Annotated in this window: 24 protein-coding genes and 4 tRNA genes; 1 reads left to right on the forward strand and 27 read right to left on the reverse strand. The window is 39.9% G+C overall.

Features of this window, described 5'->3' with window-relative positions:
• Positions 1–245: 245 nt before the first annotated feature.
• The 21 genes from UFO1_RS24145 to UFO1_RS18945 form a co-directional block, all read right to left on the reverse strand.
• Positions 246–1004 (reverse strand): hypothetical protein, encoded by a 759-nt coding sequence (locus UFO1_RS24145; RefSeq protein WP_051789014.1) that lies wholly within the window; start codon positions 1002–1004, stop codon positions 246–248.
• Between the two features lie 36 nt (positions 1005–1040).
• The gene (locus tag UFO1_RS18855) at positions 1041–2510 is read right to left on the reverse strand and encodes an FTR1 family protein (RefSeq protein WP_038673402.1); all 1470 of its coding nucleotides are present in this window, start codon (positions 2508–2510) and stop codon (positions 1041–1043) included.
• A gap of 448 nt (positions 2511–2958) precedes the next feature.
• Complete coding sequence (locus UFO1_RS24585; RefSeq protein ID WP_071842035.1) at positions 2959–3075, reverse strand: hypothetical protein; 117 nt, start codon at positions 3073–3075, stop codon at positions 2959–2961.
• A gap of 33 nt (positions 3076–3108) precedes the next feature.
• Positions 3109–3522 carry a DoxX family protein gene (locus UFO1_RS18860; protein ID WP_038673404.1) on the reverse strand — a complete coding sequence of 138 codons (414 nt, stop codon included), beginning with the start codon at positions 3520–3522 and terminating at the stop codon, positions 3109–3111.
• A gap of 79 nt (positions 3523–3601) precedes the next feature.
• Positions 3602–4237, reverse strand: a complete 636-nt coding sequence (locus UFO1_RS18865) for an RNA polymerase sigma factor (protein ID WP_038673406.1) — start codon at positions 4235–4237, stop codon at positions 3602–3604.
• Positions 4238–4258: 21 nt separating this feature from the next.
• Positions 4259–5104, reverse strand: coding sequence for a hypothetical protein (locus UFO1_RS18870; RefSeq protein WP_038673408.1), 846 nt, complete (start codon positions 5102–5104; stop codon positions 4259–4261).
• 395 nt (positions 5105–5499) lie between these two features.
• On the reverse strand, positions 5500–6234 hold the full coding sequence (locus UFO1_RS18875) for a HesA/MoeB/ThiF family protein (RefSeq protein ID WP_051789015.1): 735 nt from the start codon (positions 6232–6234) through the stop codon (positions 5500–5502).
• A complete protein-coding gene (locus UFO1_RS18880) occupies positions 6235–6471 on the reverse strand; it encodes a MoaD/ThiS family protein (RefSeq protein WP_038673411.1) in 237 nt (78 codons plus the stop codon).
• A gap of 17 nt (positions 6472–6488) precedes the next feature.
• Positions 6489–6773 (reverse strand): thiamine S protein, encoded by a 285-nt coding sequence (locus tag UFO1_RS18885; protein ID WP_038673413.1) that lies wholly within the window; start codon positions 6771–6773, stop codon positions 6489–6491.
• A 188-nt stretch (positions 6774–6961) separates the two neighbouring features.
• Positions 6962–8683 (reverse strand): aldehyde ferredoxin oxidoreductase family protein, encoded by a 1722-nt coding sequence (locus UFO1_RS18890; RefSeq protein ID WP_038673415.1) that lies wholly within the window; start codon positions 8681–8683, stop codon positions 6962–6964.
• A 324-nt stretch (positions 8684–9007) separates the two neighbouring features.
• On the reverse strand, positions 9008–11008 hold the full coding sequence (locus tag UFO1_RS18895) for a sigma-54-dependent Fis family transcriptional regulator (protein ID WP_038673417.1): 2001 nt from the start codon (positions 11006–11008) through the stop codon (positions 9008–9010).
• 382 nt (positions 11009–11390) lie between these two features.
• Entirely contained in the window at positions 11391–12158 is a 768-nt protein-coding gene (locus UFO1_RS18900; protein WP_038673419.1) for an IclR family transcriptional regulator, read from the reverse strand.
• Positions 12159–12297: 139 nt separating this feature from the next.
• Positions 12298–12948: a bifunctional 2-keto-4-hydroxyglutarate aldolase/2-keto-3-deoxy-6-phosphogluconate aldolase gene (locus UFO1_RS18905; RefSeq protein WP_038673421.1), complete on the reverse strand. Its 651-nt coding sequence runs from the start codon at positions 12946–12948 to the stop codon at positions 12298–12300.
• An 18-nt stretch (positions 12949–12966) separates the two neighbouring features.
• Positions 12967–13905: a sugar kinase gene (locus UFO1_RS18910; RefSeq protein ID WP_038673423.1), complete on the reverse strand. Its 939-nt coding sequence runs from the start codon at positions 13903–13905 to the stop codon at positions 12967–12969.
• 29 nt (positions 13906–13934) lie between these two features.
• A complete protein-coding gene (locus UFO1_RS18915; RefSeq protein ID WP_038673425.1) occupies positions 13935–14693 on the reverse strand; it encodes a sugar phosphate isomerase/epimerase in 759 nt (252 codons plus the stop codon).
• A gap of 92 nt (positions 14694–14785) precedes the next feature.
• The gene (kdgT, locus tag UFO1_RS18920) at positions 14786–15757 is read right to left on the reverse strand and encodes a 2-keto-3-deoxygluconate transporter (protein ID WP_038673427.1); all 972 of its coding nucleotides are present in this window, start codon (positions 15755–15757) and stop codon (positions 14786–14788) included.
• Positions 15758–15907: 150 nt separating this feature from the next.
• Entirely contained in the window at positions 15908–16663 is a 756-nt protein-coding gene (gene kduD / locus UFO1_RS18925; protein ID WP_038673429.1) for a 2-dehydro-3-deoxy-D-gluconate 5-dehydrogenase KduD, read from the reverse strand.
• Between the two features lie 58 nt (positions 16664–16721).
• Positions 16722–17549, reverse strand: coding sequence for a 5-dehydro-4-deoxy-D-glucuronate isomerase (kduI, locus tag UFO1_RS18930; RefSeq protein WP_038673431.1), 828 nt, complete (start codon positions 17547–17549; stop codon positions 16722–16724).
• A gap of 227 nt (positions 17550–17776) precedes the next feature.
• Entirely contained in the window at positions 17777–18019 is a 243-nt protein-coding gene (locus tag UFO1_RS18935) for a hypothetical protein (RefSeq protein ID WP_038673433.1), read from the reverse strand.
• A gap of 186 nt (positions 18020–18205) precedes the next feature.
• Positions 18206–18631, reverse strand: a complete 426-nt coding sequence (locus UFO1_RS18940; RefSeq protein WP_038673434.1) for a HutP family protein — start codon at positions 18629–18631, stop codon at positions 18206–18208.
• Positions 18632–20038, reverse strand: a complete 1407-nt coding sequence (locus tag UFO1_RS18945) for a sodium:solute symporter family protein (protein WP_038673436.1) — start codon at positions 20036–20038, stop codon at positions 18632–18634. It lies immediately after the preceding gene.
• Positions 20039–20359: 321 nt separating this feature from the next.
• Between UFO1_RS18945 and UFO1_RS18950 the strand changes: the two genes are divergently transcribed.
• Positions 20360–21265: an RluA family pseudouridine synthase gene (locus UFO1_RS18950; protein WP_038673438.1), complete on the forward strand. Its 906-nt coding sequence runs from the start codon at positions 20360–20362 to the stop codon at positions 21263–21265.
• A 339-nt stretch (positions 21266–21604) separates the two neighbouring features.
• Here the strand turns inward: UFO1_RS18950 and UFO1_RS18955 are convergent.
• The 6 genes from UFO1_RS18955 to UFO1_RS18980 form a co-directional block, all read right to left on the reverse strand.
• Positions 21605–21693, reverse strand: a tRNA-Leu gene (locus tag UFO1_RS18955).
• A 47-nt stretch (positions 21694–21740) separates the two neighbouring features.
• Positions 21741–21815 (reverse strand) — tRNA-Cys (locus tag UFO1_RS18960).
• Between the two features lie 6 nt (positions 21816–21821).
• Positions 21822–21896 (reverse strand) — tRNA-Gly (locus UFO1_RS18965).
• A gap of 26 nt (positions 21897–21922) precedes the next feature.
• A tRNA-Pro gene (locus UFO1_RS18970) sits at positions 21923–21999 on the reverse strand.
• A gap of 411 nt (positions 22000–22410) precedes the next feature.
• Positions 22411–22848: a flavodoxin gene (locus UFO1_RS18975; protein ID WP_038673440.1), complete on the reverse strand. Its 438-nt coding sequence runs from the start codon at positions 22846–22848 to the stop codon at positions 22411–22413.
• A gap of 319 nt (positions 22849–23167) precedes the next feature.
• A complete protein-coding gene (locus UFO1_RS18980) occupies positions 23168–24913 on the reverse strand; it encodes an endo-1,4-beta-xylanase (protein ID WP_051789016.1) in 1746 nt (581 codons plus the stop codon).
• Positions 24914–24958 lie beyond the last annotated feature (45 nt).

The raw sequence follows: 24958 nt of genomic DNA on the forward strand, positions 1-24958 counted from the left end.
ACAATAGCTCTATTTTTCCCATAATTACAATAATTAAACGGATTAGGTTAAGTAAGAAAAGCTGTCAAATAATCGGCAGCTTTTCTTTGATCACTCGCTTATTTTACGACCTTAGCCTTCATATCCTTAAAATAGAAGTATCGAAGAAAAAGGTTGTTTCACCTAAGCTATCCGTTTTATAAAATTGAAAAACCAGAGAAGGAACCGGCTTATCCGAACTCATTCTCTGGTTAATCATGTTTTTTTTATTTTAAGCTTTGCACCAATTTTTTCAATGATTGAGCCAAATCATCGTTTAACTTGGTCAAAGTTTCCTTGTCAATCGGACTTTTTTGTGACCCAGCTACCTCAGGGTTCAGACTTTTTTCGATTTCCTCATAAAGGTCTGCATTACGTGGTTTCACACCATCCTCGAAGGTGCTCCAAATTTCCTCTAATTTTGGACCCATTTCTTTGATTTTAGCTTGGTCTCCCGCATCAATCGCTTTTTTCAATTCACTAGTGAGGCCAATTAACTGTGTCGCACCATTTTTAACTTGATCAGCTGGAATTAGCTTTTGTGCCAGGTCATACAAATCTTGTATCAATTGGTCATTAAGTTTTGAAATAGCATCTTTATCAAAAGATGAAGCCTTTGTACCTGCCACAATTGGATTCAAACTCTTTTCAATTTTCTCGTAAATTTCAGGATATTTCGGTTTAATTCCATCCTCTATCTTAGACCAGTTCTCTTCTAATTTCGGCCCGTATTCCTTTACTTTGGCCTCATCACCAGCTATAGCAGCTTTACGTAGCTGCCTAGCCGTCTTTAACAATTTGGTTAATCCATCTTTTACTGCGGCGTCAGAAGGAACTTTATCCGCGGTAGATTGAGTCGATTTCGTAGCAGCTGCTTCCTGTTTATCAGCGGATACACCTTTTGATCCACAACCAGTCAGCGCAAGGGTAGTAAGAAGCATAAGTATTACAAACAATGTAGCATTTTTCGAAGTATTAGTTTTCAATGAATTGGCCTCCATTTTTTTTATATTCGTTCGTATTTAGTTCGTAGCAATTATTTTACTCTTTTTCTTACGAGTCTCGTTGACAATCAAGAAAGTGATTGCAAACAATGCAATTGCCAGTTGGGGCACAGCACTCTGCCAAGAAGGGAAAAATCCGAGAAAATCAATCGTTGGCAGAATCGGTGCATTCGAAACAGGTATGATACCTGCTAACTGTAAGCCATGTACTCCAAGTCCCATGAATTTAACACATAGGTAGAATACAACTACGCTGGAAACTAGGAAGAACGGGCGAATGGGTAATTTTACGCCTACAAATAGCATCAAATAAGCAATGACCGTAAGAATACCGCAACCAACAAAAATCCCAAAGAGCAACTCTTGTGTGCTGATTTGATTGATCATTCCAATGATGAAGAGAACCGTCTCAGTACCTTCCCGGAAAACTGCCAAAAATGAAAGCACCCCTAAGGATATTACCCGGCCTGTACTCAAGGCGGTTTCGGTTTTCCCCTTAATATACCGGTTCCATTCCTCCATATTGGAATTGCTATGAAGCCAGTAACTCATATAAAGCAACATTACCGAGGCAAAAATCCCCGTCCACCCTGCTATTAGGAAATTGTTTTTCCCAAACGCACCAGAGGTAAAGACCAATTTGATGACGATTGCCAAGATCGCACTAACAATTACCCCAGCAAAAACACCGGCCCAGACCCAACGCTTACCTTTGCCATCCTTTGATTTATTGACAAAAGCAAGCAGTGCGCCAACAACCAGTAATGCTTCCATCCCCTCTCTGAGCGGTATCATGGCTGCGTCCCAAAAGGTATAGGATGATTTTTGTGCCAAGGGGGTAAGATAGGCGATCATAGTCTCTACAAGGGCTGCCGCATTATCATACTTTTGATCGGCAATCATGGCATTAACGACAACCATGTCCCTTTCCGAATCGTTATAGATGGAAGAGGATTGGGCTACAACACTTCCCTCAACACTCAACCATGTTTCTCGTACTTTAGTTATCGATTCAAGCGACTTTGCCTGATCCTGCTTTTGAATATTCTCTTTCGTTTGCTGTAAAAGCTCGACGAACTCAGCAAGAGTAGCGTCTTCTTCTTTCGAATCGACACCTTTCTCATACTGACCACGAATATACTTTTCGAAAACTTGCTGTAAGTTCTGAAGTGCTGTCAATGCATCTTGCTGCTTATTGATCATAAATGCATATTCAACCTGGCCCATTTGGGTTTCGATATCACGGTAAGCAAGTTTTGAATCCGCTTTTACTGTATCCTCTATGTCAAGCCATTGATCGTGAAATTGATCATATGATTTTTTTGAGGACACCAGATCTGTTTTTGCTTTGATAAGAGCTTGATCGATATAAGGTTTTGCCTTGGTCATATTCTGAACACCATCACTTGCAGCATTCGTAACATTTGCCCCAAGAGGCACGATGAAAATAAGTAGAAACATTACTAAAAGAAAAAAACGGTTTCGCATAAACTCCCCTTTCTTTGTTGTATGTAATAACCGATACTAATAATCATTATTAATACATTGGCGTGCTTTTGCTAATAAAAATCATTCAATTGAAATGTTGAATTTATCTTTTATTCAACCTATACCTATATCCACTTGAACTTTCTCTATTTAGACAAAATATCTACAGCCTCGAACTATATTAATAACAAGAGTGACACCCATCAATACATACTCTTTAGTCGATAATGATTTTCATTGTCACATTTGCAATTATAATGTCGAAATTCCCTATCGTCAAGATAAAAAATTAAAAAAACTTAGCAATTCATAAATTTATTTTTAAAGGGTTACTGCAATCCAAACAACCGTTTCTATCTATCTTTCCTTAATGAAAGATAGATAGCACGATGTACAAAGGAAAGGCAACCAGCGAGGTTTATCTCTTGTTGGTTGCCTTCATTTGTTTTTACTTTTTCTTCATTGCTTGACCGCAGCAGTGGATTTCTGGATTGCCACCAGCTTTAGTCACCGTTACTTCATTTCCGCAGAGTTCACAAACTAATACTTCACCTAATTGAGCCATTAATAGAACCTCCTATTTTAAAAATTAATATCATCAAGCAGTTTTCTTTGCAGAGGAACTTGCTTTGGATGAACTGAATAGATTTCCTAAGGAATAGGTGTTACTTCCTGATAGAATCAACGCCACTGCAATAGCTAGTAACGATATATCAAACTCATACCCACCAATAAATCCCTTACTCATTTTGACGGAAAAAATTGCTCCTAGCATAACAAACATAATTCCAGCTGCTGCAGTGCGTGTAAACAATCCGAGAATCAGGAACGCACCACCTACAGTCTCAATTGTAGTCACTACATAGGCAAGTGCAGCTGGCAATCCTATTGAGCCGAACCATTTAACAATGCCCTCAAATCCAGCTATTTTTTGTAATCCATGAGCTAGAAAAATGATTCCTAAAGCGACACGGAGCACAAGCATACTCCATTCATAATAACGTTTTGACATTTTACTTCCCCCTATTTTCTATTTCATTTAGTTAGTCAACCTTTCTCCTAAAAAGGATACGGCTACTTTTTATTTTTTTCTACATTATTTTATTGGAATCTTCTGCCGAGAAAACGCCTACCCCTTCCATTCCTTTGACTACAAAACCTTTGCTTATAATATTACGCAAAGCTGCTCTACCGCGATGAATTCTTGACTTTGCTGCATTCGTATTAATATTTAAAATACTGGCAACCTCGGGAACGGGAATTCCCTCAAGATCATGCAAAATAAGAAGTGCTCGCTGGGTCTCGGGCAATTTTAAGATAGCTTGCTGAACCAAAAATTGATTATACTTAGACTCACACATCTTATCTGGATCTTCATTTGGACGTTCAATCGGCAGCATGACTGCTTGGAGACTTTCCTCCCACTCTATTTGATTGCTAGTTCGGCTTCTTTTTTTACGAAAATTAAAACATACGTTAGAGCTCAATCGATAAACCCAAGTGTATAAACTGGACTGCCCCTTAAAATTTCGCAAAGATCGATGTACTTGGAGCAGGATTTCTTGTAGCGCATCCATAGCATCGTCATGGTTCCCAAGCATCCGGTACGCCAAGGAATAGAGTTTCGTCTGATATTGATTTGTAAAAAGTTTTAATGCTCTCTCCTGATCTCCGACCTTATAAAAACGAATTATCTCCTGATCAACCGTCTTTTCGTTCTCGCTCATATTCTATCCTTCCTTTTATCTTCAATGAATCATACCACTAGGCTGACAATACTTCAAAAAATCCTCGTCCTTCTCATTATAACCTGAATCTAAAAATTCAACGATCCCCATGCCTACACCAGGCAACTTTTCATAAGCCCGAATATGCCCAGGAGTCTCTGACCCCATTACTCCTAGCAACATAAACAAGTCACGGAAATTCCCTTCAGGTTTTGCTATCTCCATTAGTTCCTGATCAATCTTCAAAACGTCCATCCCTTTGCCTTCAGAAAGTAGCTTAAGCACCCGACGATCAAAAGTTTCATGCTCTAATCGCATTTTGCCATTCATAAAACAGGTAAGGTCGTGGGAAAGGGAACCCGAAATAAGAAATAGCACTTTCCCCCCCCAATTTCTTAGTGTATGTCCCAAGGTTCTTCCCCACCGGAAAGCACAGAGCAATGAACCTGAAACAGAGAGGGGAATTACAGGAATGTTTTTCTCTGGAAACATGAAGTGTAATGGAATAGCAATGGCATGATCAGCACCATGTTTGCTACTGTTAGGAAAGATCAGATTTTTTTCACCGGCTTGTAAAAGTAAGTTAGCCAATTTAGGATGTCCCAAAACGTCATATTCAATTTTTGGGCGAAACCCGTAATAGTCCATCACTGTTTCATGCAGCGATGAGTTATCTATGAAAAATTTATCGTTAGTCTGCCAATGGGTAGTGACGGCAACTACAGCCTCCACGCCCCAGTCTTGCATCCTTTTGCCACTCTCTTGCAGTGCTTTTATGACGGGAGAGGATGGGTGGTCCATTTCATCTTCAAGCAAGGTTGGGGCATGAGGTACAATAATTCCATGAATATTAGAATCTATTTTCATTTTATACTTATCCTTTCTATCCCACTTTAATCTAGTCATTCATCACAATTCTAATTCTATTTGCATTCTTAACTTCTCTTAGAGTCAGTTACTATTTAATTAGATATTGAATTCTTTCTATAATCTTAGTCACGATAAAGCCTAAAAGAGATACGGGGTAAATACTAAAAAATTTATTAAAAATAGAAATAGCTTAAACTCTCTTAGGATTAGGTTACCTTTCTCCATTACTATAAACGAGTTTCAAAGTATAATCTAAAAAATAATAAACGTAACTCAACATTAGGACTTTTAAGCAAATTAATGTACCACAAGAAAAAAGCTGTCAGACACCGACAGCTTTTTTCTTGTGGTACATTGTTCTATATCCTATTAACTTTAAATTTGCCCTACAACTATTTCAATGTTAATACTTCAAAAAGGTTAAACTCTGTATCAAAATATAAAAGCCGATTTTGCAATACTTCACCGATGCCAGTTAACAATTTGACTACTTCTTGGCACTGAATTGCCGCAGCCAAAGCAGGAGTAGTTGCTGGATTTCCAAGTTGGGTCTCAATGCCTTTTTCCCCGCTACTATCTTTTTTATAGATTCTTTCCAAACCTACATCTCCAGGCAACAGGGTAGTCACTTGCCCTGTAAATCCAGCAATTGCACCATGTACAAAAGGTAAACCAAGTTCCCTTGTTATTTGGCTGAGTAGCAAGCGATCACGAATATTATCTAAAGCATCCACTACCACATCCACATCCGCCAGTAGCTCCTTGGCATTTTCCTTAGTGAGCATTTGAGGTATAGCTTCTGTAATTATATCAGAATTAATAGCAGCAACCCGTTCTACTGCGGCACTGGCTTTATTTACCCCGATATTCTGTTCTGTCGCTAATAGTTGGCGATTCAAATTATGAACCGCAAAGCTATCTCCATCAATCACTCTTATAAAACCTACACCCTGACGAGCCAATAATTCTATAATATTACCACCTAAACCGCCCGCCCCAACAATGACTACTTTCCCACGTAACAACTTTTGCTGCCCAGCCACTCCAATTGTGCCAATATTTCTTTGGTACCTTTCTGGGGTTTCCCCCTTCTCTAGCTTATCTAGACTACTATTACTCCCTATCATTTAACCACCACCTACAGCTGGGAAAAGTCCTACTCGATCTCCCACTTGCAGAGCGGAGTCTAATGTACTACTAACACCATTTATCATAATAATATGAACCTCTGCCATATCAATCTTCATAGTGTTAAGTAAATCACTAACCCTACTGTCTGCCTGCACTTCAACCGATGACACCCCTGCAATCCAAGAAGGGTAATATCGCCTTAATGTAGCATATAACCGTACCTCTATATACAATACTATCCCTCCCTATTTTACTCCTTTTTAATAAAACCTAATAGGACACGGTATGGCCCTGGCGTACCTGGGGGCACTAAAGCCACACGATCGCCAGGACAAATAATCGCATCAAAGGGGAGAAAAGCTTTTCCATTTATAAATATGATCTCAACGTCCTTCTTTGGAATATCCAATATTCCTAGTAGTTCGGGGCCTGTTACTTCTTTCTCTAAACTAAAAAAATAAGGATTTGACCAATTTCTCTTTTTAAATAAAGTAAATAGTCCCATAAACCCTCGGAGTTCAATCATATCAGGCATCAAATCTCGCCCCCAGAATTCAAATAAAAAGACTTATTCTCATCCTTGAATATATAAAAAACATTTTGAAACGCGAAGACGCGAAGACGGGGAAGAATAAGAAATAAAACAATATCCCTTCGTAATCTTCGTACATCTTTGCGAGCTTCGTGTTTCAGCGTTTTTCCTAATACTGTATCATCAGATTGTTAAAAATTAAATACAGTATCTAATTCTGCTTTTGGCACGTCAAATGCCACATTATGAGGCGGTAATAGTTCTTTTCTAAAGAAGTCAGGTAGATCATCAGCTCCATCGCCAATACCTGCTGAAGAATTAAAAGCTCGTTCCTCTCTGAGTACTTGTTTACCCATTTCTAGATAATCCCCAATTGTCTTATTCCAACCATAACGAGCATTGCACATCTCAACAATCCCCTCTAGACCTTCTGGAATATCCAAAATGGCAAAGGCAACAAATAAACAAAGGCCTGTGCTATCAATGAAAGCGGTAGCAATCTGAAGATTACGAGATAGTTCCACCTGTCCTTCTGGTTTTAGGGGATCCACTTTTCCACCTACACCAAGAATATTAGCTGTTACTGAATAGCCAGCCGTATGATCTGCTCCCATAGTAGTCGTAGCATAGGTAACGCCAACACCTTTAACAGCCCGTGGGTCGTAAGCGGGAATGGCCTGCCCTTTTACGGTTGGAACCCTACGCACACCAAATACTTTACCCGTAGTTTCCGCCCCAGCACCGAGAATTCGTCCCATTGGGGTTGCTTTGCCTAATTCATGGATTAAGTTAATTGCTGCCTGACTATCACCAAATTTAATATAACCGGCCTCCATTGCTACTCCTATGGCCACCCCTGTATCAATGCTATCTACACCGTAATCATCACACAATCGATTCATTAAAGCAATATCATCAAGGTTATCAACACCTAAATGAGCGCCAAAGGACCAGCAGCTTTCATATTCAAAACCACCTGTCAAGACTTCTCCCTTTTTATCTTTATAGATTTGAGAACAGCGAATGATACATCCTGGCGAACAGCCATGTCCTGTTTTTCCGCCCCGTTCATGAATGGTTGCCGCCAGTGTTTCACCGCCAATGTTATTTGCCCCCTCAAATCTTCCTGAGCTAAAATTCCTGGTAGGCAATCCACCCGCCTCACTTAGTATATTCACTAATACATCAGTACCATAAGCAGGTAGTGCTTGACTTGTAACAGGATGGGTCAATAGGGCATTGGCTAATTTTTTTGCTCCCGCTCTAAAGGCCGGTTCATCCACAAATGGCACCATCTTTGTACCGCTATCATCAGCTATAATTGCTTTAATCCCCTTACTCCCCATTACTGCACCCATACCACCGCGGCCAGCTTGACGAGTAGGATCGCCTTCCATATCAGTAAACCCAACACAAGCTGTTGCCATCTTGCGTTCCCCTGCCGTACCAATACAGCCAATGGCTATTTTGGCACCAAATTTCTCTTGCAGTTTGGCTACCGTATCATAAATATCTAGCCCTTTTAATTCAGGCATTTCCTCTAAAAACAATCCTTCACTACAGACTCGTATAATATAGGAGATTTCTTTTTTGGGTAATCCTTCTACGATGATCCCTCTGATTCCAAGCCTGCCTAGTTTATGGCCCATTGCTCCGCCTACATTACTTTCTTTAATCCCTCCGGTTAATGGGCTCTTCGCGCCTAATGACATGCGTCCTGCATTAGGTGCTCCTGTGCCTGATAGTAAACCAGTAACAAAAACAAGCTTGTTCCCCTCGCCTAGGGCATGGTCTGTAGGAGATACTTCAGTATCTATAATCCGTGAACTAAGGGCACGACCTCCTAGTCCTTGGTATGGCGTACCCTCATCTTTTTTTACCGATAGATCAGCCATATTTATACGATAAAACATCTATTTTCCCCCTCCATACTTAGTAAGAGTCTTTTTTCACCGTAACCTGTTTCCCTTATCAGATAAGCCCCCTCTCCGTAAAATACCAACCATAAACTATCTAACTGTTTTCAGTTCTCCCCCTGGATAATTACCACTCTAACTTATTCGAATTTTTCCAATTTACTATATGTAATCAGTAATTATGCATATACCATGCCATTCATGCACATAGAAAATAAGCCATTCCCTATAATTTAGGAAGTGGCTTATTGATGATTTTGTAACAATAGTGTCACCTTTTTGTCACCTATAAGTAACACAAAAGTGACACTATTGTTTTATTTAATTTTCTACACCATATAAATGCATCTTGCGATAAAGGGTATTACGAGAAATTTTCAGTTCTCGAGCTACTTCACTCACATTACCACCATGCTTTGTTAAAAACAATATAATTTGCTGTTTCTCGGCATTTTCCAATATTTTTTTTCGCTCTATACGGCCAAAATTCCCTTTTAGAGCCTGAGAAAATATAGTTTCTAACGCCACTGGAGGGTTTATTCCTGCACAAATCTCAATTGGCAAATGCACTGCTGTAATCATCTCAGTTCCAGACAAACTTACAGCTCGTTCTACTACATTTTGTAATTCACGCACATTACCCGGCCAATCAAACTGCTGTAAGCATTCTATTACCTGAGGATCGACACAAAACTTACAATTCCTTTCCCTACCAATTCGCTCTAAAAAATTAGTAAAAAGTAAGGGAATATCTACCTTACGCTCACGAAGAGGTGGAATATTGACAGTAATTACATTTAGTCGATAATAAAGATCTTGGCGAAACGTTCCTTTTTTTACCTCTTCCATCAAGTTTTTGTTTGTTGCACAAATAATCCGTGTATTAATCGGAATCATCTTATCGCTACCAATGCGTGTTATATTCTTCTCTTGCAATACCCTTAGTAATGCGATTTGTTGCTCTAGAGGCATATCACCTATTTCATCAAGAAAAAGAGTACCACCAGAAGCAAATTCGAATTTCCCTGGTTTACCACCTCGTTTGGCACCCGTAAAGGCACCTTCGGCATAACCAAATAATTCACTGCCAATTAAATCTTTAGGTATAACACCGCAGTTCATGGCTACAAAGGGGCCATTCCTTTGTTTACTCCGGTTATGAATAGCCTGAGCAAAAATCTCTTTTCCTGTACCACTCTCACCTTGCAAAAGAATGGTAGAGGCGGTAGGTGCTGCCAACGAAGCCACTCGTATGGCTTCTACTATCGCTGCGCTTTCACCAATAACATCACCAAATTGCAACGTAACTTGATAACCACTAAATCGATTCTCTAGATTTTGCGTTGGTTTCGGACGCAAAAGAATAACTCCACCAATTACTCGGCCTTGCTCATCTAGTAAAGGCTCACCAGATGCCAGGCAGTGAAACATACTATTCTTCGTATCAACTATGCATTCGATCTCTTCATAAGACTCTTTACTATGCAGCATCAACTGGGCTATTACATTTTTGTTGCCAAATAGACGATCCATAGGCATTCCTACTATTTCATGCTCTATTGTGCTTAAAATATCTTTAGCAGCTGGGTTAATTTGTTTTATAATACCACATTCATCAACCATCAATACCCCATCAGACATGGTATTAAAAAGGTTTGTTAAACGCTTATTCGCCTCTGCCAATTCTCGATTTTTTCGTTGTATGGCAAGTTGCGCAGTAATGGCTTCTGCAGCAGCAGCAACCATACCCAACGTATGCAGATGGGAAGTATAGGAGGCACCCGACATATCCAAAATTCCAATTACTTGTCCTGTAGGATTAAAAATGGGTGCTGCAGAACAAGTTAGGCAGTGATGTTTTTGGCAATAGTGTTCTGCCCCTGAAACCTGAACGGCTTCTTTTATCATTAAAGCGGTTCCAATGGCATTGGTACCTTCTCTTTCACTCCACAAAGCTCCTTGAAAAAAATTGCTCGTCATAGGATTGTTCAATGTATCTTCATCACCGAACATTTCCATTATATAGCCCCGCTCATCAGTTAAAGCAACTACAAATCCAGAGCCCTCAACAAAGGAATATAGATTCATCATAAAAGGTTTGGCTATCTCTATAAGCTCTCGCTTCTCTAAGAGCATAGAAAACATGGCTGCTTCCTCTAATTTGCTATGGATTATATTTCCATAGGGGTTAACACTAGCCTTATAACAACGCGTCCAGGATTCAATGATTAGCGAACGAGTGGAATACTGGCCCTTTTCTCCCATGATAAACTTTTTCCAATCGGGAAGAGTATAATCTTGATAACTATTGTTAATCGTCATAATACCCACCTTATCACAATGATAAGAGTAAATTTCGCCATTATCCTGCTGACACCTGCAACAAGATAAGAAAAACACTACGCGTCCTTTTTGAACCACAAAGACACAAAGGTCACAAAGGGGTTCTATCCTTTCATTCCCATCTTCTTTGTGTGCCGCAATAGCGGCATTGTGTCTTTGTGGTTCAATCTTTTAACTAGAAACTTATAAATTCTGATACCATAAGAAAAGACTTGGCTTGTGCCAAGTCCTTGGACGCAGGCAGAAGTCTTAGTCGTTCTTACTTGGAATCAAGAAAGTGTTATGCTTTCTAATTCCGTAAAAAGAGATCACTCTTCCTTTCAGCTTTTCAGCTAAATTAAAGAGTGATCTTTTTTTCTTCTTATCCCACATAGCCTAAAATACGAGAAATACGCAATGTACTATCTAACAATTTATCGACTACTTCTTTTTCAATAAAATCAAGAGAGAAGCGAGTGGCAATTCCTGAGATGCTAATCGCAGCAATAACCTTTCCTGCCTTATCATAAATAGGGGCGCCAATACATCTTCCTTCCATTTCGCTTTCTTGCTTATCTAAGGCATAACCTAACTTTCGAACATCTTCCATCTCTTTAAGATAATCAAGAGGTTTCGTCAGGGTATTTTCCGTCCTCTTTTCCATACCTTCTTCTTCAAGAATAGCAAGTATCTCTGCATCTGTATGATGCAGTAGCAGAACTTTGCCAAGAGCAGTACAATGTACAGAATTAGTCGTTCCTAGTTTAGCAACTAAACGTGAGGGGTGAGGACTTTCTACCGTATCTACATATAAAACTCGCTTTTTCTGTAAGATAGCTAAGTGGACTGTTTCCTTCGTAAACTCATTCAGTGACTCTAAAAACTCTTTTGCCAAGTGTTTAATCTCAAACTCTTTTTCTGCCCACTGACTCATCATCAATAGTTGGTACCCAAGTCGGTAATTCCCGTTGTGATCACAGAAAGCATAGTTCCTATTCTCAAGATTATTTAACAAGCGGTAAACGGTAGATTTCGGTAGTCCCGTATCTTCAGTAATTTTTTTTATACTAATGGGATTTCGGCTATTACCAATTACCTCTAATATATCAAATGCCCTGTGCAATGATTGCACTTCTATTTTTCCCGCCATATCTATGCCCCTTCCTTGTACCTTAAAAAGCAACCCTTATCATTATTGTATTATATCATTTTTACTAGAGCAAGCTTATCGTTACAATTCAGTCAGCAAGAATAGCAATAGACATACATGATTACTTTTCGTAACCAGCTTATCCTACTTCTTCTTTTGCTTTCTGGACAGCTGCTACAAAGCGGCGTGCTGTTTCTGTAACCAAGGCATAATCACCAGTAGCGGCACCTCGTGTTAAATTACCGCCAACCCCTACTGCTACACAACCAGCTTTAAGCCATTCTCCAACATTATCTATGTCCACACCACCTGTTGGCATTAGACGTGCATGAGGTAATGGCCCTTTTAATGCTTTCACAAATTTAGGCCCCATCATTTCTCCTGGGAATGCTTTTAAAATATCTGCTCCTGCTTCCATAGCTAACACTGCTTCACGCACTGTCATGATTCCCGGCATTACCGGTACACGATATTTGTTACAAAGTTTTACTGTTTCCACGTCAAGGCAAGGAGATACAACAAACTCAGCACCACTTAAAATAGCTAATCTTGCAGTTGTAGGATCTAACACTGTTCCTGCACCTATCATTACGTCTGTACCCTTATATTCCTCTGCCAGTTCAGCCATAAGCTGGTGTGCTCCTGGAATGGTAAAAGTAACTTCAATTAACTTGATGCCACCTGCAACGCAAGCTGTTACTGTTTTACGTGCTTCTTCATGGTTTGCACCACGTACAACAACTACTAAACTTTCTTCGCAAAGTCTCTTTATTACAATCTCTTTATCCATTTTTACCTCACTACCTTTTTATTTTTGTGCCATAAAAGCTGATAGACCTTTTCTAGTAGGCAGTCCATCATTATCACCAGGAGACATAACTGCCAATGCACCAATTGCAGCTGCACGTCTTACAGCCTCTTGCAAGGACAAGCCTTCTAATAGAGCGCTCACCAAGCCAACAGCAAAACCATCACCTGCGCCTACTGTATCTACCACTTTTTCCACTCTAAATCCCGGTGTGTAAAAATGTTGCCCCTCTGAACTTGTATAAGCGCCCTCGGCACCTAATTTTATTACAACAGTCTTCACACCAGCAGCATGATAAGCATCGGCGATTTCTTGTACAGTTTCTTTACCAGTAAGCAATTTTCCTTCTTCAATACCTGGAATCACAATATCAGCAAGGCATGCTAAATCGTTAACTACACTTGCCATTTCTGCTTTATCTGGCCAAAGACCAGGACGTAAGTTGGGATCATAGGAGATTTGTACTCCTTTTTCCCTGGCTTGTTTAATCAATTCATATACAACCTGCCGGCATCCAGCTGAAAGTGCCGGAGGAATACCTGTCAAATGGATATGGTCAAATCCATCCCAATTAAGTTCAGCGATTGTACTTAAATCCATGTGAGAAGCTGCTGAATTTCTGCGTAAAGAAAAAACTTGAGGGTCACCAGTCGTAACTTTCTGCTTCCACTGCATACCAGTAAAATAATTTGCATCGTAGGTAGCATAAGAAGTATCAATACCATTTTGTTGTAAAAATTCTTCTATCTGTTTACCGAAAGGATCATCACCTAGTTTTGTAATATAAGTAACTTGATGTTCTAAACGTACCATACCGATAGAAAAGTTAACTTCAGCACCCGCAACAAACCGCGAAAAATGTTCTACATCTTTCAATGCACCTTCCTGCTGTGCTACAAAAAGTGCCATAGGTTCGCCAATTGTAAGTATTTTGCTCATATTTTACCTCCTACATTCAAATTATAACATTATGATTTGCTTACCTGTTGTATCTTTTCAATTGTTTTTAGTAATAATTCCTCTGGTTCTTCCCCACAAGGAAACTCGATGCCTACAGGTACATCCTTAGGCAATAGGCTAAGAGCTGCCCGCCAGTTAATATGACCACCATCTAAGCTGCGTACTTGAGGTCCTTGAAGCGTCATTTCCACGTCTTTTAAATGAATATAACGAACAAAAGGATAAAGTTTTACTGCATTATAAAGTGGCTCTTGACCAACAAAAACAAAGTTACCTACATCATAGGTAGCATATACAGGAATATTATTTTTGCGGCATGCTTCCATTAATCCTAAAATGGTCTCAACTCTGCCATTGGCAGGAGATTGATCACCCTCTACAGTGACAAGCACAGTATGCCCACTAAGTACATTCTTAAGATCAAACAATTCTTTTTGAGCGGTATCATCAAACTCACCTACAGCGAATTTAACGCGTGTAGCATTAAGTACTCTTGCTTCGTGGAGCACCTCGAGCAAACCACCACGATCTAATTTACCTTTTTTAAACAGCACCGCTGGAATCGAATAATATACTTCCAGACCAAGTTCCGCTGCTTTACTGCGCATTTGCGGTAGTTCCACGGCAAAGTCCTTAATCCATTCGCGCCGCACTTCTACTTTTTTCACGCCTAAAGACGCTACTTTAGAGAAAAGCTCAACCTGTCTCGTTCCCTTACTAACAGCATCAGCAAAAACTAATAGGTTAATCACAATATCTTTCGACATATTGATCCTCCTCTCCTTTATTTGTCAAAATTCCAATGCTTAATGAAAAGAGGCATACAGGGGCATGCCTCTTTTCATTAAGCCATATCGATTTATGCTTGTTTTACAGCTTGCTCTTTTTCTTTCATATAGTTGCTCCACCAAGCTGTCAATATTGGAACCATAACGGATGTCACAATGACTGACGTAGCAACTAACGCAGTTGCAGCTTGTGCAGCAGGTTTAAATTCTGGTAGCATTTCACCAATAATGAGAGGATTGGTAACAGCTGCTCCTGCAGTACTGGATGCTGCAAGCCCTGCAGTCCCATTTCCGCCACCGATAAATTTATCAGCTAACATCAATGGAATACCTGTAACTATAATAACGGAAATCCCTAATGCAACTCCTAATAATCCAGTTTTACCAATTACATTCAAATCAATTGTATTACCTAACGCAAACGCAAAGAAAGGAATCATAACATTAGATGCCTTACCAAAGTATTCTCTTAGTTCGCTATCTAAATTACCTAATGCAAAACCAACTAAGAAAGGAAGAACAGCACCAACAAATAAACGTGGTTCAAAGGTTGCTAAACCAGAAGTACCCATAATAAGCATGGTCACTAAAGGACCTGATTCAATTGACATGAGGACAAACGCTCCTGCCTCTTCCTTTGATCCATATTGTTGCATAATGGAAGCATACAAACCGCCATTGGTCATATCCATCGCTGCAATTAATGCAAGAGTAGACAATCCAGCGAAAAATCCTGTTTGTACCCCATTTCCCGGAAGAATCTTGGCTGCGATAACTGCTACAACCCAAGCAACGGCAATTTTAGTCAATACTAATGTACCTGATTTTCTTAGTACTGTACCTGTAGCTCTAATATCAATACCAGCACCCATGCAGAAAAACCAAACGGCAAGGATGGGTACGGTACCAGTAATTAAACCATTCGTAAAGGATCCGAAATATTTACCAGAGTCAGGAAAAAATGTGTGACAAATCGCTCCCAAAAATAAAGGAACCAGCATGAGGCCACCAGGAATTCTATCAATCGTTTGTTTGATTTTCATAGTTTACCTTCTTTCTTTTATTCAATATTTTTAAATATATATAATTGCGCACTTAAACTAAATCTTTCATCATCTGTGAAGATTCGGAATTTATTAGCGATAAGATAAGGCAGCCTTTGAAACCGGCTACCTTATCTAAATCTATTACTACTAACGAGCTAACCATCCTCCGTCAACAGCTACAGTGTAGCCATTCACATAGTCAGAAGCAGGTGCTGCCAAGAACACAACAGGTCCTTCTAAATCTTGCGGCAAGCCCCAACGTCCAGCTGGAATACGATTGACAATTTCAGCATTACGTTGTTCGTCAGCGCGAATCGGAGCTGTATTGGCAGTAGCCATATAACCAGGTGCGATTGCATTGGCATTAATATTATATTTAGCCCATTCATTCGCCATTAGACGAGTAATTCCCATTACGCCGCTTTTGCTACCAGTATAGGAAGGTACGCGAATACCACCTTGGAAGGATAACATGGAAGCGATATTAATAATCTTACCGCCTTGGCCTTGCTTAATAAATTGTTTTGCTGCCGCTTGGCTGAAAAAGAATACGGTTTTGAGGTTAAGATCCATAACATCATCCCAGTCTTTTTCCGTGAAGTCAATTGCATCGGCACGACGAATGGTACCAGCACAGTTAACTAAGATATCAAGTCTGCCAAAAGTAGCAACGACTTGATCAATTACAGCAGGAATCACTTCAATGCTCATCAAGTTCGCATCTACAGCCAAAAATTTTCTACCTGTAGCTTCGATTAATGCTTTTGTTTCAGTATTATCACCTAAACCTACACTAACAATATCTGCTCCAGCTTTTGCTAAAGCAGCAGCCATCCCTTGACCTAGTCCCATAGCTGCACCAGTGACAATGGCCACTTTTCCCGTTAAATCAAACATGCTCATTTTAAACCTCCACTTATCCTACATTTGTCTATAAAAGATTGCCATTTATCAACTACATTTATTTCAGTGTTTTCATAGCAACATGATCCATATCATCGAAAGTTTGATTTTCTCCTGCCATACCCCAAATGAAAGTATAACTTTGTGTACCTACGCCAGAATGAATTGACCAGCTAGGTGAAATAATTGCTTGTTCATTTCGCATTACTACATGTCTGGTTTCTGTTGGTTCACCCATATAATGGAATACAACAGCATCTTCTGGAAGATTAAAGTACAAATACACTTCCATACGGCGATCATGCGTGTGACAAGGCATAGAATTCCACATATTTCCTGGTTCAAGAACTGTCATTCCCATCACCAATTGACAGCTTTTCACCCCTTGTGGATGAATATACTTATATATATTACGATCATTTGACTGTGTTATGGAGCCAAGATGATTCGGAGTGATTTCCGTTTTTTCAATTTTCACTGTTGGATAAGTTTTATGGGCTGGTGAACTATTAAAATAAAATTTAGCTGGTTTGCTGGCATCTGCACTTGAAAAACTAATTTCTTTTGCACCCATACCAATGTATAAGCCATCCGTTGTACTAAGGTCATGTTTCACACCATCAATGGTAACAGTACCTGGATTACCAATATTAATTATTCCCATCTCCCGTCTTTCTAGGAAATAATCAACGCCCATTCCAGCTCCTGCTTCAAGCACTACAGGTTGAACAGGACATACACCACCAGTTATCATCCGGTCAACGTGACTGTATACCATTTTCACTTCATTTGGCACAAATAGCTCTTGGATTAAAAATCGATTTCTTAATTCCTCAGTTGTATAATGCTTTGCATCCTCTGGATGAACGTTATGTCTGACATCCATTTAAAAAGCCTCCCTTTTCTCACTATGTGGATTTATTTTTCATTTATACCGCATATATTCGCGTAATATATTCTAAATCCTCTTTTTATTCTCATAAATAAATAAATTATTCCACTATGCGGAATAATTTATTTATTTTTATTAATATATACAGTAAAATACAAAAAACACCTTACAACCAATTCTTGGTTGCAAGGTGCCTTAGTAACAAGAACTAAGAAAGAAGATTATTCGATCTCTTCCTCATCTTCTTCGCCTGCTATAATATATTCAAAGGTATCAAGAATATTAGAATGATGTTCTTCTAACGCGTCACTCATCAATCTTAAAACTGCCCCAGTCTGTTCTTCAGGCAAGCCCATGGCAATAATAACATCCGATAAACGATCTTCGAGAAGCTCAATATCATCTGTAAACAACACTGGAATTTCATCCGTCATTTCAGGATCTTTTTCTTCACAACCGCACATAATACACACTCCTTTTTCCTATCAATTTAATCAACTAAGCACCAATCACACTTTTATCATTTGGTGATTTTACTTGTCCAATACCATAGTACCACGTATTTCCAGTGATGTCTTGTAAACAATTTGTAAATCTTGTAGAAAAATAATAGTATTTTTCTTTATTTGCGGAATTTCGCGGCCTGTAGCCTATTCTTCTACCGACGCTAGAGAACGATGCGCCAATCCTACGGCTACTTCGTTAAGATTCAAAACACCCACACCAAAGTAAACTGCTACGCAAATATGTTCACCATGGCGGGCGATCCCGATCTTTCCGCCCACATTAAGCCCAACTGCTTTCGGCGTAATTTGTTCTAAGGCCGCATGTGTCGCACCAGCAACAGCCCCTTCACCGACATGATTGGCACTAACCAATCCTTGACGTTCGGCAGCTACCACTGCCCGTTCAATAATTTTTTTGACGGATACTAAATATTCACCGCCAAAATCAACAGCAACAGAACGGATATCACGAGCGTTCAAGCGCTTCTGGATCTCTTTCTCATCCTGTCGATCCTCACTAATCGCCATATTCATTGCTGCCCTACCGACAACAATACTCGTAATTTCCACTTAGGCTGCCTCCCTCTTTTGTATGACTGTAATTTTTTCGTTATCTACGATGGCAACGATAAAGAAAGTAACAAGGCAAACCAACCACTCCATGTAGATGGGATGGGCAAAAATCTGAATTGAGGGGAACATTTGCCAAGCAAACAATGTTATCATACCTGCCAGCGTCGTATAAAAGGCAGAATTTCGACGACAGAAGTTTGGTGCAAACATAGTAAATAAAAATACCAAGGTAAAAGCTGTTGTGAGACTAAGACCAATTAGCATCGTCTTCACAATACCTACAGCATTAAAGGCAAACCACAAGGTAGCGATTCCTAATCCTAAAATAGAAGATCGATTGATGATTGTGTATTTTTCATCACTTACACTAGGATTAATGAAACGTTTGTAAATATCTTGAGAAAACAAGGTCCCTGCAGCTAGTAAAATATGGCAAGCAGTGGCAACATCCGCTGCCCATAATGCCGCCAATGTCAGTCCAGAAATGATAGGGTCTAATCCCATAATCATTTGAGGAAGCGCTAATGTTGCATTCATACCTGGATGTGCAACCCTAGCTGCCATTCCCATAATGGCACACAAAAAACCTACGGGGAAAATTAAAAGTGCCCCCCACAAAAATCCCTTTTTCGCAGCCTTTCCATCTACTGCCGAACAAGCAACCTGTACAGGCCCCTGGGCCGTAATCGTTTGCGTCATCATAACAGCAAACCAACCAACAATCGTCGCTAATCCCAATCCACCAAGAGGACTAAACCAGTCTACATTAGAGGGTAAAGAGGCCGCCAGATTGGATAAACCACCTTGATTAGAAACAGTCGTCACCGTGCTAATCAGCACACCAATGTAAATTAAAGTCACACTTAAAATATTGGACAAACCTGATGACCATAAGCCACCAATCAATGTCGTGCCAATAAATACTATGGCACTGGTTATCATGCCCCCCTGGAAGGAAAATATACCAGGTAAAAGCGAAGACAAGATAGCTCCGCCCGCAAGATATTGAAGTGAGGTAATCACCAACTGAATGGTGATCATTCCTAAAACACTAATTGCTCGCCCTTTTTTATCATAATAACGTTCAAATAATTCCGGTATCGTCGTACAATCCATCTCCCGGTACTTTTCTGCTGCCACCATTGCCATTAATACAGCTCCTGCAGCCCAGGCTACATTGTACCATCCAGCAGCAATACCATATTGATAGGCATTTTCTGCAACACCAATCGTCGATGCTGCGCCAATCGCCGTACCCGCAATGTTCGTTGCCACTAGCAGTGTGGTAAGCTTGCGTCCAGCAAAGAGAAAACCGGTACTACTTTCCGTCCTGCGTTTAACATAAATACTAATCCCAAACAAAACACAAATATAAAGAATAATGATTACGAGTTGAATATTCATTTTTACCATCCTACTTTCCTACAAGTAATGTACAGAAATTGGCTAAAAACAAAAAAACACTCCACAAAAGGAGTGCACAATGCCCTTCTAACCATCCTGCCATCCTACAAATGATACAACCATCTTACTATACTACTATTCTACGTAATAATTATATAAGCAATGGTGAGACTATGTCAAATGGTAAACACAGTATAGTGTTGCACTTGTGTAGCCCTACGGCAAATCTCACTTGCCGCGAACCATTGTATTTACATAATAAATATTGTATTATTGCACTAAATCATTCCAAATTCTCATTATAGAAAGAAGGACCTACAAATGAAATCTTTTATTACCTATAAAGTATCCAAGGAGCATGCAGGTTTTACTCTTGAGGAATACCTAAAGCAAATCTTACAATATTCTGGAAGAAAAATTCAAAAGTTGACAAGACAAAAGGGTATTTTTTTAAATGGTAAAAAAGTTTTTCTGCAAAAAAAAATTAAGGCAGAAGATACATTACGAGTCCTACAATCTGAGGATTTGTCTTATGGGGTAGAACCTGAACAAGGTCATATCGAAATACTCTACGAAGACGATACCATGTTAGTCTTACATAAACCAGCCTATCAGCTCGTTCATCCTACAGGGCAAACCACTAGCGGTACATTAGCAAATTATCTTGCTTACTTGCTTAAAGAGCGAGGCACTATAAGCACAGTTCGCCCTGTACACCGACTAGATAGGGAAACTTCAGGTTGTATCATCTTCGCAAAGGATTCCCGTAGTCAATTCATCCTAGAACAGCAACTAAAGGCCGGAACCTTAAAACGTACCTATTGGGCTTTGGTAAAAGGAATCGTCAATCCAGCTGCTGCAACCATTAATGCCCCAATCGGTTTTCACCCCACCTTGGCCAACCGACGGGCGATAAACGAAAAAGGTGAGCATGCTGTCACTCACTACCAGACCATCCAAACATTATCCTCAGTTTCACTACTTGAATTACATTTAGAAACGGGTCGAACCCACCAAATTCGAATTCATTTAGCACATATTGGCTACCCGATTATAGGAGACGCCATGTACGGAATTCGCACGTCTTGGATGCCAAGGCAAGCTTTACATGCGGCTTCTATAACTTTTAGACAAGTAGAAAGCAATGAGGAAATTACAGTAAAAGCACCCCTACCGCAGGACTTTCTAGAGGCCGTCAACTTTTGTACAAAAGAAAATCCCTTTTAACTTATACATTTTGATATTATAAGAAAAGACTTGGCTTGTGCCAAGACATCGGACGCGGGCAGAAGCCTTAGTCGTTCTTACTTGGAATCAAGAAAGTGTTATACTTTCTGATTCCGTAAACAACCGGGTGATAATTCTTTTTTGAATTATCACCCGGTTGTTTCAAGACGACCTCATCACCAAATCTATGTAAACTTTTAATTAAGAAAAGACTTGGCTTAGGCCAAGTCTCAGACGCAGGCAGAAGCCTTAGTCGCTCTTACTTGGAATCAAGGAAGTGTTATACTTTCTGATTCCGCAAAAAAGCATCGCAATAGCTGCGATGCTTTGGTTTTTACTTGGTGCCGAGGACCGGAATCGAACCGGTACGGAGATCACTCTCCGAGGGATTTTAAGTCCCTTGCGTCTGCCAGTTCCGCCACCCCGGCATATTTTAATATGCCAAACTGTTAAAGGCAGTATATAAAAATCGAATTGGAGGCGACACCTAGATTTGAACTAGGGAATAAAGGTTTTGCAAACCTCTGCCTTACCACTTGGCTATGTCGCCATAATTTGGAGCGGGAAACGAGATTCGAACTCGCGACCCTCGCCTTGGCAAGGCGATGCTCTACCGCTGAGCTATTCCCGCATTAATAACCATGTCTTAAAGCAAAATGGTCGGAGCGGCAGGATTCGAACCTGCGACCCCCTGGTCCCAAGCCAGGTGCTCTACCAAGCTGAGCCACGCCCCGAAATTTTTATCACCATTTATTGAAAAAACAACCGTAATTGCTGTTCAATAATTTACTGGGGTGACGATTTCTAATTATAGCAGACATTTAAATATACGTCAACAGGTTATCTTCTTGTTTTTTTATTTTTGTACAACTTTTTTCTAATAAACCAAATCAGTCATTTCAGAATTTTTTTTTAGCCAACTCATAAGAAAAACGCTACGCGTCCTTTTCGAACCACTAAGACACAAAGGTCACAAAGGGGTCCTATCCATTTCATTCCATCTTCTTTGTGTGCCGCGATAGCGGCATTGTGTCTTTGTGGTTCAATCTTTTTAACTAAAAACTTATGAATTCTGATACCACTAGAAAAACCCTACAGTTTATTCTTAAACTATAGGGCCCTTATATTCTTTTAACACATTATCATCAAATAATTGCTGCTGCGAGTTTTGCTCCTAGGTTTCGGCAAAGATCAAGTCCTGACTCATCAGGAGTATTGTGAATCATCAACCCTTCTGCTACCAATTTAGCTCCCTGCTCTTCCATTCTTTCTGCCCAGTCTTTCAGCCACTGTCCATCGCCCCAATCATAAGAACCAAACAGAACTAAAGGTATGGAAGATAAGTTTTCACCCTCCAAATCTTGAATAAAAGGTTCCATTTCCATCTCTTCTAACACTTCATTTCCCATTGCCGAGCAGCCCAATGCCACAGCATCCGACGTAAGTACATCAGCTTTGCTTGCTTTATCTACAGATAGCAAATTTACAGAAATTCCTTCTAAGGCAGCACCTGCTGCAATGGCCTCAGCCATCTGCTTCGTATTCCCTGTTCCGCTCCAATAAATAACTGTAATTTTCTTCATATCTTATCCCCCATTTTCTTGAATTCCAATTGAGATTAATTATCAATATTTTTCTAAAAAAAATATCACTATTACTAAATTCAACATCTATAAAGCAAGGAATTTACCGATAAAATGCGAATAACAGGCATGAAGATGCTACTTTCCGCCACTCGCTCGTTGATAATTTCTCTCAATTACACAAGCTAATATTAACAACAATATTACTTTCTGTCAACAAAAAAATGCTTACATTCTTAGGCAAAAAACAGGGATAAATTAGAGTCCTAAAAAAACAGGCCTGCAATTATTATAAATTGCAGGCTGTTTAATTAATCGCTTATTGATCAATCATTATTTCTTTCATTCTATAATAAGAGGGTTTTCGCTGATAATCAGCATCAAATAGCAATCCATTACCTAACTGAAAGTATTCAAACATAGGTGCTAGAGAAGAATACCGGTCAGTGACACCCCATTGCCCAAAACTTTTCAGCTTATCTTGCCTGATACTCATTGCCAGCATCTCACCAAAACCACGGGCTTGTTCATTTAATCGATGAGGCGTTGGCTTTGCGTTTAGATTTACATCCATCTCAGAAACTCGAACCTCTAGCCCCAAATCCACTATCTTTTGCATATTTACCGCTACGAGCTCAGGCTGGGAACCGACATATTTACCAGCTTCCATGTCCTCATGCATTTGGAAGCCAATGCCATGTATTGGCACGCCACGAGCTAAAAGACGTTTTACCAATGCATATAAAGCATCAAATTTCTCGCCTGGCTCCTCAATACCATATTCATTTAAATACAGTCGAGCATTTTCATCCGTTGCATTTGCCTCACGAAAGGCAAAGTCAATATACTCTTCTCCCATAGCCTGGAACCAAGGATTGGCGGAACGAAGCCCCTTATTCGTGTTGTATCCCATATCTTTCAACGGTTCATTTACAACATCCCACTCGGCAACTTTTCCCTTATAATGACCTACCACAGTTCGAATGTGCTCAGAAAGAATTTGTTTTACTTCATCTGACGAACGTCGCCCCTCCGTTACCCACCTAGGCAAGGCCTCATGCCACACTAAAGCATGTCCATGGACGCGGATATTATTGTTTTGAGCAAATTCAACTAAAGCATCTGCTTCATTAAATGCATAAAGATTAGGACCTGGATGGATAAACTGAAACTTCATATCGTTTTCAGGAGTAACCATACTAAATTCCTGTCCTACCAAAGACTGATACTTTTCATCTGTAACCAACGGAATCGCCGCAACGGCTGCACCAATATAAATTGGTTTATCCCGAGAAGAGGCAATCGCCCGCAAAGAATCAGGGCTGACATTGTAGTTTTTTAGTGGTTCACGGTCTATAACCTGTACTTTAGATACTGTAGAAAGAGGCTGGGTTGAAATTTGACGAATTGTAAAACCGCCGCCTTGTTCTGCATCAGCTCCAAATACAATTTCTCCATTACTAAATACTCCTGGATCAGCTAATCGCCCAACTTGCTTTCCGTTTATTTCAAATAAGAAATTTCCACCTATTCTAGACACACTCATTGTTACAATCCCTACCGCCCCATCACCAAATTTCTTAATGATTGGTTCAGGTAAACTACCATCCCAAGCAAATACCATAAGCACTCCATTCTTTACTCCCAAACGAAGCCTCTTACCTTCTTGCCGCCATTCATCGTAAATAATTGGCAATGTTCCGTAAAGATCTAAATAGGCTCCTTTATCAGACCTTACATCCATAAGGATTGAAATAGTAAAATCACCTTCTACCTGTAGTATCGGGCCACGTAAGTTGATTGGTGGATTCGGCGTTGGTGTCATTTTAGCCATCTCTGCCACATCTGGATCTCTTGTTTCCTTGGGAACAGAAATCTTAGGAACAATCATACGGCCGACTGGCATAACTTCTATGCCACTATCAGTAAGGGTAGCGCCAGTAAAGTGTCGCCAATCATGATTCGTAATTAAATCTGCCGCAGAGCAAGAGGGTGAATTAAAAAGGATCACTGAAAGCATTAGCCCTAAGAATATTCTTATCAATAACTTGTTTAACCGCTCCATAATACCACCTCTCATTCCATTGCGTCATTTAGTATCACTACCTTA

The organism is Pelosinus sp. UFO1 (genome assembly GCF_000725345.1).
Classification (GTDB): Bacteria; Bacillota; Negativicutes; order DSM-13327; family DSM-13327; genus Pelosinus.

Coding starts and splice junctions, on each gene's coding strand:
- UFO1_RS18875 (WP_051789015.1), bottom strand. CDS start 6,234: ATGATAGGGAGTAATAGTAGTCTAGATAAGCTAGAGAAGGGGGAAACC.
- UFO1_RS18890 (WP_038673415.1), bottom strand. CDS start 8,683: ATGTTTTATCGTATAAATATGGCTGATCTATCGGTAAAAAAAGATGAG.
- kduI (WP_038673431.1), bottom strand. CDS start 17,549: ATGGATGTCAGACATAACGTTCATCCAGAGGATGCAAAGCATTATACA.
- UFO1_RS18975 (WP_038673440.1), bottom strand. CDS start 22,848: ATGAAGAAAATTACAGTTATTTATTGGAGCGGAACAGGGAATACGAAG.
- UFO1_RS18855 (WP_038673402.1), bottom strand. CDS start 2,510: ATGCGAAACCGTTTTTTTCTTTTAGTAATGTTTCTACTTATTTTCATC.
- UFO1_RS18935 (WP_038673433.1), bottom strand. CDS start 18,019: ATGTGCGGTTGTGAAGAAAAAGATCCTGAAATGACGGATGAAATTCCA.
- UFO1_RS18910 (WP_038673423.1), bottom strand. CDS start 13,905: ATGAGCAAAATACTTACAATTGGCGAACCTATGGCACTTTTTGTAGCA.
- UFO1_RS24585 (WP_071842035.1), bottom strand. CDS start 3,075: ATGGCTCAATTAGGTGAAGTATTAGTTTGTGAACTCTGCGGAAATGAA.
- UFO1_RS18915 (WP_038673425.1), bottom strand. CDS start 14,693: ATGTCGAAAGATATTGTGATTAACCTATTAGTTTTTGCTGATGCTGTT.
- UFO1_RS18870 (WP_038673408.1), bottom strand. CDS start 5,104: ATGAAAATAGATTCTAATATTCATGGAATTATTGTACCTCATGCCCCA.
- UFO1_RS18905 (WP_038673421.1), bottom strand. CDS start 12,948: ATGGATAAAGAGATTGTAATAAAGAGACTTTGCGAAGAAAGTTTAGTA.
- UFO1_RS18860 (WP_038673404.1), bottom strand. CDS start 3,522: ATGTCAAAACGTTATTATGAATGGAGTATGCTTGTGCTCCGTGTCGCT.
- UFO1_RS18895 (WP_038673417.1), bottom strand. CDS start 11,008: ATGACGATTAACAATAGTTATCAAGATTATACTCTTCCCGATTGGAAA.
- UFO1_RS18885 (WP_038673413.1), bottom strand. CDS start 6,773: ATGCCTGATATGATTGAACTCCGAGGGTTTATGGGACTATTTACTTTA.
- kduD (WP_038673429.1), bottom strand. CDS start 16,663: ATGAGCATGTTTGATTTAACGGGAAAAGTGGCCATTGTCACTGGTGCA.
- kdgT (WP_038673427.1), bottom strand. CDS start 15,757: ATGAAAATCAAACAAACGATTGATAGAATTCCTGGTGGCCTCATGCTG.
- UFO1_RS18980 (WP_051789016.1), bottom strand. CDS start 24,913: ATGGAGCGGTTAAACAAGTTATTGATAAGAATATTCTTAGGGCTAATG.
- UFO1_RS18945 (WP_038673436.1), bottom strand. CDS start 20,038: ATGAATATTCAACTCGTAATCATTATTCTTTATATTTGTGTTTTGTTT.
- UFO1_RS18950 (WP_038673438.1), top strand. CDS start 20,360: ATGAAATCTTTTATTACCTATAAAGTATCCAAGGAGCATGCAGGTTTT.
- UFO1_RS18865 (WP_038673406.1), bottom strand. CDS start 4,237: ATGAGCGAGAACGAAAAGACGGTTGATCAGGAGATAATTCGTTTTTAT.
- UFO1_RS18900 (WP_038673419.1), bottom strand. CDS start 12,158: ATGGCGGGAAAAATAGAAGTGCAATCATTGCACAGGGCATTTGATATA.